General features: G+C 71.1%; 10 protein-coding genes. 4 read left to right on the top strand and 6 right to left on the bottom strand.

Annotation, left to right across the window (positions count from 1 at the left end; all coding sequences use genetic code 11):
* Nucleotides 1-40: 40 nt before the first annotated feature.
* The 5 genes from O7635_RS07385 to O7635_RS07365 all read right to left on the bottom strand — a co-directional run bounded on the left by O7635_RS07385 (nt 41) and on the right by O7635_RS07365 (nt 5,630).
* Entirely contained in the window at nt 41-670 is a 630-nt protein-coding gene (locus tag O7635_RS07385) for an ATP-dependent Clp protease proteolytic subunit (protein WP_278079658.1), read from the bottom strand.
* 145 nt (nt 671-815) lie between these two features.
* Nucleotides 816-2,429: an MFS transporter gene (locus O7635_RS07380; protein ID WP_278079657.1), complete on the bottom strand. Its 1,614-nt coding sequence runs from the start codon at nt 2,427-2,429 to the stop codon at nt 816-818.
* Nucleotides 2,429-2,773, bottom strand: coding sequence for a hypothetical protein (locus tag O7635_RS07375; RefSeq protein ID WP_278079656.1), 345 nt, complete (start codon nt 2,771-2,773; stop codon nt 2,429-2,431). The genes O7635_RS07380 and O7635_RS07375 overlap by 1 nt, the downstream gene beginning before the upstream one ends.
* A gap of 243 nt (nt 2,774-3,016) precedes the next feature.
* Nucleotides 3,017-3,511 (bottom strand): class I SAM-dependent methyltransferase, encoded by a 495-nt coding sequence (locus O7635_RS07370; protein ID WP_278079655.1) that lies wholly within the window; start codon nt 3,509-3,511, stop codon nt 3,017-3,019.
* A gap of 19 nt (nt 3,512-3,530) precedes the next feature.
* Nucleotides 3,531-5,630: a SpoIIE family protein phosphatase gene (locus tag O7635_RS07365; RefSeq protein ID WP_278079654.1), complete on the bottom strand. Its 2,100-nt coding sequence runs from the start codon at nt 5,628-5,630 to the stop codon at nt 3,531-3,533.
* Between the two features lie 228 nt (nt 5,631-5,858).
* On the opposite strand from O7635_RS07365, the gene O7635_RS07360 reads away from it, so the two are divergent.
* Nucleotides 5,859-10,274 (top strand): HAMP domain-containing protein, encoded by a 4,416-nt coding sequence (locus O7635_RS07360; protein ID WP_278079653.1) that lies wholly within the window; start codon nt 5,859-5,861, stop codon nt 10,272-10,274.
* 16 nt (nt 10,275-10,290) lie between these two features.
* Nucleotides 10,291-10,836: a response regulator gene (locus tag O7635_RS07355; RefSeq protein WP_278079652.1), complete on the top strand. Its 546-nt coding sequence runs from the start codon at nt 10,291-10,293 to the stop codon at nt 10,834-10,836.
* 12 nt (nt 10,837-10,848) lie between these two features.
* Here O7635_RS07355 and O7635_RS07350 read toward each other — a convergent pair whose 3' ends face one another.
* Nucleotides 10,849-11,184 carry an STAS domain-containing protein gene (locus tag O7635_RS07350; RefSeq protein WP_278079651.1) on the bottom strand — a complete coding sequence of 112 codons (336 nt, stop codon included), beginning with the start codon at nt 11,182-11,184 and terminating at the stop codon, nt 10,849-10,851.
* A 99-nt stretch (nt 11,185-11,283) separates the two neighbouring features.
* Between O7635_RS07350 and hemL the strand changes: the two genes are divergently transcribed.
* Nucleotides 11,284-12,621, top strand: a complete 1,338-nt coding sequence (gene hemL / locus O7635_RS07345) for a glutamate-1-semialdehyde 2,1-aminomutase (RefSeq protein WP_278079650.1) — start codon at nt 11,284-11,286, stop codon at nt 12,619-12,621.
* Entirely contained in the window at nt 12,618-13,265 is a 648-nt protein-coding gene (locus O7635_RS07340; RefSeq protein WP_278079649.1) for a histidine phosphatase family protein, read from the top strand. The genes hemL and O7635_RS07340 overlap by 4 nt, the downstream gene beginning before the upstream one ends.
* Nucleotides 13,266-13,320 lie beyond the last annotated feature (55 nt).

The following is a 13,320-nucleotide window of genomic DNA, read 5'->3' as shown; positions in this document are numbered from 1 at the left end:
CGCGGTTCCCGGCCCGGCGAATCTGTGAGGTTCGTCGTCGTCAGCTCGGGTCGCCCTTCTTGCCGGGGCTGACGATCTCGTGGACGAGGCCGTACTCGCGGGCTTCCGCCGCCGTGAGCTGGCGACCGCGGGACAGGTCGTCCTCGACGCGGCTGCGCGGTTGGCCGGTCGCCTCGGCGATCCGCACGATCAGGTCGTCGAGCGCCCGCAGGTGGTGGCCCGCGGCGTGGGCGACGTCCTCGGCGGTGCCGGAGACGCCGGCCGCCCGCGGCTCGCGCAGGCGGAAGCGGGAGTGCGGGAAGGCCTTGCGATGCGGTGCGACCGCGTAGAGCCCGATCGCGGCCCCGCCGATCTCGGCCGAGGCGAGGGCGTGCACCGGTGCGTGCATGATGTCGAGCGCGTCGATGACGGCGAAGACGGCGTCCAGGTCACCGTCGGGGCTGCGCAGGTGGAGCTCGACCGGGTCCTCACCCTGCGCGTCGAGCGTCAACAGCGCGGCGGCGGTCCGCGTGGCGGCGGCCCCGTTGACCGTGCCCTGCAGGATCACGATGCGGCGATCGAAGAGCTTCTCCTCCAACCACGGCGCCAACGGCGGCTCGGCCGGCTGATCGGGAAGCTGCGGCATGCCCGGCGGCACGTTCCACCGCCGCGGATGGTCGTCGAGCGGCATCGTCAGTCCTTCCGTCGGACCACGCGGCGAGCGGGCCGGGTGTGCTGGAGCCACCGAAGACCGTCACCGGCCTCTCTGCCGACGCTATACCCGCCGCCCGGCCCACGGACACGCCGTTCGCAGCCGGCGAACACCCCCGGCCGGGTCAGGCAGGCGCGACGGGTGGGTCGAGCGGGCCGTCGCCGCCTGAGGTGCGGGTGGGGGTGGCGGCCGGCTCTTCGGACTTGTTCTCGGCCGTGACCTTGCCGCCCGGGTGGAACAGCGCGAAGCAGAGCGCGACGAACAGCGCGACGGCCATGCCGAAGAAGACCACGCGGCTGGCTTCGGCGTAGTCGCGTTGGATCGCCACCATCGCCGCCTCGCGGATGGACGGTGGGAGGGCGTTGGTCGCCGTCGCGCCGGCCGTCGACGACATCAGGGAGTTGGCCGCTGCGGTCGCGTCGGCGCTGGGCACGCCGAGGCCGGTCAGCGAGGTGTTGATTTTGTCGCGCCCGACCTGGAGCAGGACGGTGCCGAGGATGGCCAGGCTCAGGCTCGACCCGTAGTTGCGCAGCGTCTGGGTGATGCCGGTGACCTCGCCGTACGACGCGTTGATCGCGCGGTTGACCGCGTCCGTGCTGGCCGGGCCCAGGAAGAAGCCGATGCCGGCGCCGGACAGCACGATCCAGTACCACTGGCTGCCCTCGTCGAGTGTGGTCAGGCTGCGGGCCCAGAACGCGAAACCGATCGTGCCGAGCACGCAGCCGAGGATGACCGGGCGCCGCGCGCCGCCCTGGTCGAGCATGCGGCCGCCGATCTGCGCCGCGACCACGAAGCCGCCGAAGAAGATCAGCAGGTAGAGCCCCGCGCCGTTGGCGGACTGGCCCAGCGAGATCTGCGAGTAGACGCTCGCGAAGAAGAACAGCGGCACGAAGGCCATCAGGCCGAAGAACAGCACCGCGTTGTCGATCGTGAACGCCCGGTCGCGGAAGATCCGAACTTTGATCAACGGCGTCTCGGTACGCAGCTCGACCAGCACGAAGATCACCAGGATCGCGAACCCGACGGCGATGCACAGCCAGGTGCGCCAGCTGTCCCAGCCCCACGAGCTGGCCTGCTGCAGGCCGAGCACGCTCAACGCCATGCCGGCGACGATCAAGGCGGCCCCGCGCCAGTCGAGCTTCTCGCGCCGGTGCGCCGGGTTCACCTTGGCGAGGAAGGTCAACACGATCGCGATGACCGCCACGGGTACGTTCACCCAGAAGATCGCCCGCCACGTGTACTGCGTGAGCCACCCGCCCAGGATCGGCCCGATCGCGGTCAGCCCGCCGGTGACCCCGAAGAAGATCGCCAGCGCCCGCCCGCGCTGCTGCAAAGGGAACGCCGCGACCACGATCGCGAGGGCCGCCGGGAACAGCAGCGCCGCGCCGAACCCCTGGATGACCCGGAAGACGATCAGCCACGGCTCGGCCGCGTCCCCGGACGGCGTCGCACCGCACAGCGCCGACGAGACGGCGAAGATGGTCACTCCGATCAGGACCATCCGCCGATGTCCGAGCAGATCGGCCAGCCGCCCACCGAAGGCGAAGAAGGCGGACAGCGACAGCAGGTACCCATTGATCACCCACTGGATCGCGGACGCCGACACCCCGAGCTCGCCGGAGATGTCCGGGACAGCGATGGACACGATCGTCTGGTCGATGAACGTCATCGCGACCGCGAACACCATCGCTGCCAGCGCGATGTACTTGTCGGTCCCACCCTCGGCGGTGCTCGTCATCAAACCCACGCTAAACGGACAAAGCCCTCAATGTGCGAAACTCGCCGCGCGCGACCTCGGCTTACTGGCCGTCGATGGATATCAGGTAGCGGGCCGCTGCGAGCGACACGACCACCGCAACCGCGGTCAGCAGACCTCGGCGTGACCACGATCGAAGCCGCCGGCGCCGCCAGGTAGATCGCGGTGAGGACGGCAGCGTCAACGGCGAGAAGGGCAACCGCCGCGGTCTTGAGCCCGGCGAACCAGTGGGCCAGGACCGGAACCAGCATCCCCAAGCCCCAGAAGAGGGCAAACATCACGTGCAGCGGCTCCAGCCGCCGAAAGGTCCGCTCGACGTCGACCACAGCCGATGCTAACGAGCAGGCGCCAGGTAAAGGGATGTCGCGAGCCGGCTCAGGCGGGACTGCCAGCGGGCGCACATGCGAGAACGCGTCGATACATGCTTTCGCGTGTGCGGCGCGACGCGACCCCAGGACGACGCGCCACGGGGGAACGCCTGCGCGCTGACGACGCGGCGTCCGCGCGGGCGATCGCCCAGACCGCTACACCGGGCTGACTCCGACGCGGAGCGTCACATCGGTCCGGGCTCAGGGTTCGGGACTAGCGGCCACGCACTGCAAGCCGTCGGCGGACGTCACCGTCGTCTCGAAGCCTGACTCGGCGAACCGGGACGCGGTGCGGCGGGCGATCTCGTCCGAGCGGCCCGGTGTCGGGCCGCGGCCCCAGCAGGCGAACATCGTGCCGCCCGGCACGAGCAGCCGGCGCAGCAGCGCCAGCTCCTCGACCGCCGGCGACGTCCAGAAGAGATTCACGTTGATCGAGAAGATCTTGTCGAACGGACCCAGGTCGCCGACTCCGGCCGCGGTGAACGGTGCCTGGATCACCGTCAGGCGACCGGCGGCCACGCACTCCTCGTTGCGGGTCAGCGTCTTCTTCACCGCCGTGGCCGAGCGGTCGATAGCCACCAGCGAGCCCGAAACCAACCGGGCACAGACAAGCGCAGCGGCCGTGCCGCCGCCGCAGCCGATTTCCATGATGCGGTCGGTGGCGGCCGGGTTCACCTGGTCCACCGACCAACGCATCCGGTCCATCGCGAGCGGGTCAGCCCGGCAGGAAGTCGTTGCGGAGCACCAGGATGGCGATGTCGTCGCGCGGGGTGTCGGCGGAGAAGCCGATCACCGCGGTCTTCAGCCGGGCCGCGACCACGTCCGCCGAATAGCCCGCCAGTGGCGCCGCCGCGTCGCGCAGGCGTTCCGGGCCGAACAGGTCCCGACCGCGGCGGCGCTCCGTCACCCCGTCCGTGTAGAAGACCAGCGAGTCGCCGGGGCGCAACGTCAGCTCGGCGACCGGCGTCGCGACGTCGTCGAGGAGGCCGAGCGCCGTGCCGCCCGTACCCACGAAGCCGGCTCGGCCGTCGGCGCGGACCGCGACCGGGCGGTCGTGGCCGGCCAGGTGCAGCGAGACCGCCAGATCGCCCTCGCCGGAGGCGGCCGGGCCGACCGCGGCCAGCGCCAGCGTGCAGTAACGCCCGCCGCCCCGCTCGACCAGCGTCTCGTTGAGCCGGTGCAGCGCCTCCGGCAGCGGGCGGGCGTCGTGCACCAGCACCCGGATCACGTCGCGGACCAGGCCGGTGACCGCCGCGGCCGGCACACCCTTGCCGGAGACGTCGCCGACTACCACCAGCCAGCGATCATCGGCGAGCGGCACGACATCGTAGAAATCGCCGCCGACCTCGGCCGCGTCGCCGGTCGGCACGTACTCCGCGGCGAAGCCGATGCCCTTGACGATCGGCAGCACCGGCGGCAGCAGCGACTGCTGGAGGGTGTGGGCGACCTTGCGGCGCTCCTCGTGGATCCGCGCGTTCTCGATCGCGAGCCCGGCCCGGCGGGCCACGTCCTCGATCACCGCGATCTCGTCGGGGTCGTGCCGGTGCCGCTGGTGCCGCCCGACCGCGAGCGTGCCGAGCCGCTGCCCGCGCGCCACGAGCGGCACCGCGAAGCCCTCCATCGGCGGCCCGAGCGGCACCTGCGACGCCGTCCGCGACGCCTCGCGCAGCCGCGCCACCATCGACTCCGGACCGGTCTCGGCGAGCACCGCGTGCAGCCGCGGCAGCATCGACTCGTCGGCGTGGCTGGCGGCGGCCAGGTGCAGCCGACCCCACTCGTCGGTGGTGTGCACCGCGCACCACTGCCCGAGCCGCGGCACGACGAGCTGCGGGATCAAGGCCATGGTCAGGTGTACGTCGAGCGACTGTGCCAGCAACTCGCTCGCCTCGGCCAGGAACGTCAGCCAGCTCTGCCGGCGCAGGTCGGCCCGGCGCAGCCGGTCGTTCTCGACATAGAGCGAGAGCCGCTCGGCGACCAGCGCGGCCAGCGGCTGCGCATAGGCCGACGGCGCCGCATCCAGCTCCAGCTCGCCGCTGTAGGGCCGGTTCACCGCCAGCGGCACGCGGAGCAGCTCGTCCTCGGGGCGGGGCGGCCGACCGTAGCGGGCCAGCACCCGCGAACCGGCGCCGTCACCGCGGTCGAGCCGCACCACGCCGCCGGCCGCGCCGACCATGTCGGCGACCCTGGTGAGCAGGTCACCGGCGAAGTCGGGGAGCGGATCGTCGGAGTACGCGTCCGGCGCGGTCTGGCTCAGCGTGGCCATCTCGGTCGCGGTCGGCGAGGGTCCGGGGTTGGTCGGGATCGCGACCGGCGCGGCGCCCAGAGCGGCGCCGGTGGCCAGCTGCCGAGGCACCACCGCGTGCGGCGCGGACGCCCCGCCCGGTCGGTCGAGCCGGAACCAGACCCCCTTGCGCGCCCCCTCGTGGATCGTGCCCCAGCGGGACGCGAAGTGGTCGACCAGCAGCAACCCGCGTCCTCTTTCCGAAATTTCGGAGATTTCGGAGACGTCGGGTCGGGGCCGCACCAGCACCGTCTCGATCGGCCCGCCGGCGAAGTCCGTGACCGTCACGGTCAGCCCGACCCCGTCCGCCGCGACCTCGATGTCGAGCTCCGTGCCCGCGTGCACGACCGCGTTCGTGGACAGCTCGGTGGTCAGCAGCAGCGCCTCGTTGGCCAGGTCGTCGAGCCCGGCCTCGGCCAGCACGGCCCGCACCAGAGCGCGCGCGGCCGCCGGTGTGCGCCGGTCGGCGGGCAGGCGCACATGACGGACGTGCTCCACCTGGCCCGCGCCGACCTCCCCTGACACGCTTAGCATCCTGCCCCGAAGCTACGTATTGTTCCAAGCCGCCCGGTCTGGTGGTGGTAATCCGGACGCGCCGTCCAGGGCACGCGACAGCGCACTCGGCGGCGGTTTGGGCACGACCGGGCGGTAATACCGACCCGCGCCCTCGCGCCCGCCGTGCGGCAAAGGCCATGATGGGAAGGCTGTCGGCGGCAACCCCCTGTCGGCACCCTCCCATGCACGCAGACCGAGCGAGGAACGATGACCACGGCGAAATCGATCACCGCCGCGGAGCAGTCCGCCGCCGACGAGTCCGTCAAGCAACAACAGAAGGAGCTCAAGGAGAGCCGGCGCCAGCTCGAGGAGCTGACCGAGGCCCTGCGCCGCGTCGCCCGCGGCGACCTCAAGGCGCGCCTGCCCCGACGGCAGGGCCTGGCCGGCGAGGTGGCCGACGCGTTCAACGACGTCGTTGCCATGCAAGAGCGGCAGCACCTCGACGTGCGGCGGATCGCCCGGATCGTGGGTCGCGACGGCCGGCTGACGGAGCGGCTCGACGAGGAGGGCTACGACGGCTCGTGGGCCGAGAGCCAGCGCGCGATCAACTCGCTGATCGACGACCTGGGCCGGCCGACCACCGAGATCGCCCGGGTCATCGTGGCGGTCGCCGACGGCGACCTCAGCCAGCACATGGCGCTGGAGATGGACGGCCGCCCGCTGCGTGGTGAGTTCCTCCGCATCGGCCGCACGGTCAACACGATGGTCGACCAGCTCTCGAGCTTCTCCAACGAGGTCACCCGCGTGGCCCGCGAGGTGGGCACCGAGGGGGAGCTGGGCGGCCAGGCCGACGTACGCGGCGTCGCCGGCACCTGGAAAGACCTCACCGACTCGGTCAACACGATGGCCAGCAACCTGACCCACCAGGTGCGGTCGATCTCGGCCGTGGCGACCGCCGTGGCCCGCGGCGACCTGAGCCAGAAGATCACCGTTAGCGCCCGGGGCGAGGTCGCGGCCCTGGCCGACACGATGAACTCGCTCACCGACACCCTGCGGCTCTTCGCCGAGCAGGTGACCCGGGTGGCCCGCGAGGTGGGCACCGAGGGCAAGCTGGGCGGCCAGGCGGCGGTGCCCAACGTCGCCGGCACGTGGAAGGACCTCACCGACTCGGTGAACTCCATGGCGAGCAACCTGACCGCCCAGGTCCGCAACATCGCCCAGGTCTCCACGGCCGTGGCCAACGGCGACCTGAGCCAGAAGATCACGGTGGCCGCGCAGGGCGAGATCCTGGAGCTGAAGGACACCGTCAACACGATGGTCGACCAGCTCAGCAGCTTCGCCGACGAGGTGACGCGGGTCGCCCGCGAGGTGGGGACCGAGGGCAAGCTGGGCGGTCAGGCCCAGGTCCGCGGCGTCTCGGGCACCTGGCGCGACCTGACCGAGAACGTCAACCAGCTCGCCGGCAACCTGACCAGCCAGGTCCGCAACATCTCCCAGGTCAGCACCGCCGTCGCCAAGGGCGACCTGAGCCAGAAGATCACGGTCGACGCGCGCGGCGAGATGCTGGAGCTGAAGAACACCGTCAACACGATGGTCGACCAGCTCAGCAGCTTCGCCGACGAGGTCACCCGGGTGGCCCGCGAGGTCGGCACCGAGGGCAAGCTGGGCGGTCAGGCGCAGGTCAAGGGCGTCAGCGGTACGTGGCGCGACCTGACCGACAACGTCAACTCGATGGCGTCCAACCTGACCAGCCAGGTCCGCAACATCGCCTCCGTCACCACGGCCGTGGCGAAGGGCGACCTCGGCCAGAAGATCACGGTCGACGCCCGGGGCGAGATCCTCGAGCTCAAGTCGACCGTCAACACGATGGTCGACCAGCTGAGCAGCTTCGCCGACGAGGTGACCCGGGTCGCCCGCGAGGTGGGCACCGAGGGCAAGCTCGGCGGCCAGGCGCAGGTGCGGGGCGTGGCCGGCACCTGGCGTGACCTGACCGACAACGTCAACTTCATGGCGTCCAACCTGACGAGCCAGGTCCGCAACATCGCCCAGGTCTCCACGGCCGTGGCCCGGGGCGACCTGAGCCAGAAGATCACGGTGGACGCCCAGGGCGAGATCCTCGAGCTCAAGCTGACGGTCAACACGATGGTCGACCAGCTGTCGAGTTTCGCCGACGAGGTCACCCGCGTGGCCCGCGAGGTCGGCATCGAAGGCCAGCTCGGCGGTCAGGCCCAGGTCAAGGGCGTCAGCGGTACGTGGCGCGACCTCACCGACAACGTCAACTCGATGGCGTCCAACCTGACCAGCCAGGTCCGCAACATCGCCTCCGTCACCACCGCCGTGGCGAAGGGCGACCTCGGTCAAAAGATCACGGTCGACGCCCAGGGCGAGATCCTCGAGCTGAAGAACACCGTCAACACGATGGTCGACCAGCTCAGCAGCTTCGCCGACGAGGTCACCCGGGTCGGCCGGGAGGTCGGCATCGAGGGCAAGCTGGGTGGCCAGGCCCAGGTGAAGGGCGTCTCCGGCACCTGGCGTGACCTGACCGACAACGTCAACCAGCTCGCCTCGACGCTGACCACCCAGCTCCGCGCCATCGCGGAGGTGAGCACGTCCGTGACCCGCGGCGACCTGACCCAGCGGATCACGGTCGAGGCCCAGGGCGAGGTCGCCGACCTCAAGGACAACATCAACCAGATGATCGTCACCCTGCGCGAGACGACGAAGAAGAACGCCGAGCAGGGCTGGCTGGACTCCAACGTCGCCCGGATCGGTGGCCTGCTGCAGGGCCAGCGAGACCTCGGCGAGGTCTGCCGCATGATCATGACCGAGGTCACGCCGCTGGTCGACGCGCAGCTCGGCGCGTTCTTCCTCGCCGACACCGACGAGGGCGTGGTCCGGCTGCGGCTGACCGCCTCCTACGGCTACGTCGCCCGCGACCACCACGTCGTGTTCGGCCCCGGCGAGGGCCTGGTCGGCCAGGCGGCGCTGTCCCGGCGCCCGATCCGGGTCGGCGCCGAGCCCACCGGCACGCTCACGCTGCGCTCGGGGATGCTCGACGCCAAGCCGCGCGACCTGGTCGTGCTGCCGGTGCTGTTCGAGGGCGAGGTGCTCGGCGTCATCGAGTTCGCCTGCATCGACGCGTTCTCCGACCTGCACTTGACATTCCTGGAACGGCTGGTCGCCACGATCGGCATCGCGCTCAACACGATCCAGGCCAACCGGCGCACCGAGGAGCTGCTGGCCCAGTCGCAGCGGCTGGCCCACGAGCTGCAGGAGCAGTCGGCCGAGCTGCAGCGCACCAACAACGAGCTGGAGGAGAAGGCCAAGCTGCTCTCCGACCAGAACATCAACATCGAGACGAAGAACCGGGAGATCGAGCTGGCCCGGATCGGCCTGGAGGAGAAGGCCCGGCAGCTGTCCGCCGCCTCCGCCTACAAGACCGAGTTCCTAGCCAACATGAGCCACGAGCTGCGTACGCCGCTCAACTCGCTCCTGCTACTAGCCCGGCTGCTGGCCGACAACCCGGACGCGAACCTGACCGCGAAGCAGATCGAGTTCGCCCGCACCATCCACAGTGCTGGGTCCGACCTGCTCTCGCTGATCGACGACATCCTCGACCTGTCCAAGATCGAGGTAGGCCGGATGGACGTCGAGCCGACCGAGCTGCGGTTCGACGAGATCCAGGGCTACGTCGTGCAGGCGTTCGCGCCGCAGGCCGAGGACAAGGGCCTGAGCTTCGAGGTGGTCGTCGCGCCGGAGCTGCCGGAGGTGCTGATCACCGACGGCCAACGGCTCCAGCAGATCCTGCGCAACCTGCTGTCCAACGCGGTCAAGTTCACCGACTCGGGTGAGGTGACGCTGCGGATCCAGGCGGCCGAGCCGAGCCCGGACCTCGACGTGCCGGCGCTGCAGGCGGCCCGCACCGTGTTCGCGTTCTCCGTCACCGACACCGGCATCGGGGTGCCCGACGACAAGCTGGGCCTGATCTTCGAGGCGTTCCAGCAGGCCGACGGCACGACCAGCCGGCGGTACGGCGGCACGGGGCTGGGCCTGTCGATCAGCCGCGACCTGGCCCGGCTGATCGGCGGCACGATCACGGTGGTCTCCGAGCCGGGCATCGGGTCGACGTTCACGCTGCTGGTGCCCGATGTGCTCGCGCCCGACGCCGTCGTCGCGCCGATGCCGGCGCCCGCGCAACCGAAGGTCACCGTGCCGCCGCTGCTGCGGCCCACCACAGACCCGGCCCGCCAGCCGAGCGCGGCCAGCCGGGCGCTCGACGGCGCCACCGTGCTGATCATCGACGACGACGTGCGCAACGTGTTCGCGTTGACCAGCGCGTTGGAGCTGCACGGCATGTCAGTGCTCTACGCCGACAACGGCGGCGACGGCGTGCGGACGCTGGCCGAGCACCCGGAGGTCGACATCGTGCTGATGGACGCGATGATGCCGGACCAGGACGGCTACGAGACCACGCGGGTGATCCGCCGCAACCACCACAACGCCGGCCTGCCCGTGGTCTTCCTGACCGCCAAGGCGATGCCCGGCGACCGGGAGTCCGCGATCGCCGCCGGGGCCACCGACTACATCACCAAGCCGGTGGATCTCGATGAGCTGATCGACCTGATGGCGAGCTGGGTGCACGGCACCGCGGGGCGGGCAAGCCAGGAAGGCGGCACGGTTTGACCGTTAGGGTGGGACGGTGAGTGGCACCGCGAAGGCACTGCTGGTCGATGACCGTAAGGAAAACCTCCTCGCGCTGGAGGCGATCCTGCAAGGGCTGCCGGTGAAATCCGTGGCCGTCGAGAGCGGCGAGGCGGCGCTCAAACAGCTGCTGGTCGACGACTTCGCGGTGATCCTGCTCGACGCGCAGATGCCCGACATGGACGGTTTCGAGACGGCCAACCACATCAAGCGCCGCGAGCGGACCCGGCATGTCCCGATCATCTTCCTGACGGCGGCCGACCGGGACGCCCAGCTCGCGCTGCGCGGTTACGCCGCGGGAGCGGTCGACTACCTGACGAAGCCGTTCGACCCGTGGGTGCTGCGCGCCAAGGTGTCGGTCTTCGTGGACCTCTGGAACAAGAGTCGCCAGCTGGCCGCACACAACGAGGACGTGCGCGAACGCGAGGCGCGGTGGAAGAGCCTGGCGGAGGCGGTCGACGCGGCGACGACCCTGCTGCGCTCCACGGACGACGGCGCCAAGGACCAGGCGATAGCCATCCTCGAGCAGGCCCGCTGGGGCTGAGGCCGCAGCGGCTTAGCTCGAGGGCTCGCTGTTCTTGACCATGAGCGCCGAGCGGAGGCCGGTGATGTCGAGCACCCGCATCAGGAAGTCACCGACGTTGGTCAGCACCAGCACGCTCTGTGCGTCACGGGCCTTACGGCTGAGCACGACGAGCGTGCCGAGGCCGGTGGAGTCGCAGAACGTGACGCCGCCGAGATCGAGGGTGATCCTGGGCGTGGGCTCGGTCAGCACCTCGGTGATCGCGTTGACCAGCCGGTTGCCGGTGAGCATGTCAATCTCGCCGGCGAGACTCAGCACGGCCTCTTCCGGCGTGCGCCGCACGGCGATCGACAGCTCCGGACGCTCCACGCCAGCAGCCTATCGCGATCTACCGGGAGCGGCCCGTCGAGCCGGTCCGCCAGGCCCCCCTGCCTGCCATCTCCTACACGCTGTCAGAATGGCAGCACCGTGACCGAAACTAATTCGGCCGGCCCCGGTCGGTACCCGTCCGACGCGCCGGCATCCGAGGCCCTGTTCCGCCGCGCCCGTGAGCTGACCCCGGGCGGGGTGAACTCTCCCGTCCGCGCGTTCCGGGCGGTCGGTGGCACCCCCCGGTTCATGGTCAGGGGCGAGGGACCCTGGCTCTACGACGCCGACGACCGGCGCTACGTCGACCTCGTCTGCTCCTGGGGCCCGCTGATCCACGGGCACGCCCACCCGGCCGTGGTCGACGCGGTCCAGGCGGCGGCCGCCCGTGGCACGAGCTTCGGCACGCCCACCCCGGGCGAGGTCGAGCTAGCCGCCGAGATGGTCGCGCGGACCCCGATCGACCAGGTCCGCCTGGTCAACTCCGGCACCGAGGCGACGATGTCGGCGATCCGGCTGGCCCGCGGCTTCACCGGCCGCTCCAAGATCGTCAAGTTCGCCGGGTGTTACCACGGTCACGTCGACGCGCTGCTCGCCTCCGCCGGCTCCGGCGTAGTCACGTTCGCGCTGCCGGACTCGCCCGGCGTCACCGGCGCCTCGGCGGCCGACACGATCGTGTTGCCCTACAACGACCTCGCCGCGGTCGAGGCGGTCTTCGCCGAGGACGGCGCGCAGATCGCGGCCGTGATCACCGAGGCCGCGCCCGGCAACATGGGCGTGATCGCGCCGCGCGACGGCTTCAACGCGGGCGTCGCCCGCATCGCCCACGCCCACGGCGCCCTGTTCATCGTCGACGAGGTGATGACCGGCTTCCGGGTCTCCAGGTCCGGCTGGGCCGGCGTCGAGGACACCGAGGCCGATCTCTACACCTACGGCAAGGTGATGGGCGGCGGTCTGCCGGCGGCGGCGTTCGGCGGTCGCGCCGAGATCATGGAGAAGCTCGCCCCGGCCGGCCCGGTCTACCAGGCCGGCACGCTCTCCGGGAACCCGCTCGCCTGCGCCGCCGGCCTGGCCTCGCTGCGGCTCGCCGACGACGCCGTCTACCGGCGCCTCGACGAGACGTCGGCCACAGTGGGCAAGCTGGCCGCCGAGGCGCTGGCCGCCGCGGGTGTCCCGCACCGGTTGTCGTACGCCGGAAACATGTTCTCGATCTTCTTCACCGACGCGGACGTGGTCGACTTCGACGGCGCCCGCGCCCAGAACGTGCCCGCCTTCAAGGCGTTCTTCCACGCGATGCTCGACGCCGGCGTCTACCTCCCGCCGAGTGCGTTCGAGGCCTGGTTCGTGTCGGCGGCGATCGACGACGCCGCCCTCGAGGTGTTGGCCGCGGCCCTGCCGGGCGCGGCGCAGGCGGCGGCGGACGCGGGGGGCGCGACGTGACGACAACGGTGGTGCACGTGCTGCGGCACGGCGAGGTGCACAACCCGGACAAGATCCTGTACGGGCGGCTGCCCGGCTTCAAGCTCAGCGAGCTCGGTGGCCAGATGGCCAAGGCCGCCGCCCAGGCGCTGGCCGACCGCGACGTCACGCACGTCGTGGCCAGCCCGCTGGAACGCGCGCAGGAGACGGCCGAGCCGATCGCGGCCCAGTTCGGCCTGCCGGTCGGCGTCGACGAGCGGCTCATCGAGAGCGCCAACTGGTTCGAGGGCAAGCGGGTCTCACCCGGCGACGGCTCGTTCCGCGACCCGCGCAACTGGTGGGTGCTGCGCGACCCGCTGACCCCGTCCTGGGGCGAGGCCTACCGGGCGATCGCCGAGCGGATGTTCGCGGCCGTGCACGCCGCCCGGGTCGCGGCCGAGGGCCACGAGGCGGTCTGCATCTCGCACCAGCTGCCGATCTGGACGCTGCGCCGCTACGTCGAGCACAAGCGGCTCTGGCACGACCCGCGCCGACGCCAATGTGGACTGTGCAGCCTGACCTCGTTCCACTTCGACGGGGCCAAGGTGGTCGGCATCGGCTACTCGGAGCCGGCCGCGCACCTCGTCGCGCTGTCGCCCAACGCCCGCAACGCCAAGGGCGCCTAGCGTGCGCCGTCGTGGGCTCCTCGTCGGGACAGCGGTCGCCGCCTTCGCGGTGGCC

This window comes from Asanoa sp. WMMD1127, from assembly GCF_029626225.1.
Lineage (GTDB): Bacteria > Actinomycetota > Actinomycetes > Mycobacteriales > Micromonosporaceae > Asanoa.
The sequence above is the reverse complement of the archived record's forward strand: the minus strand, read 5'-3'. Positions and strand labels throughout refer to the sequence as shown.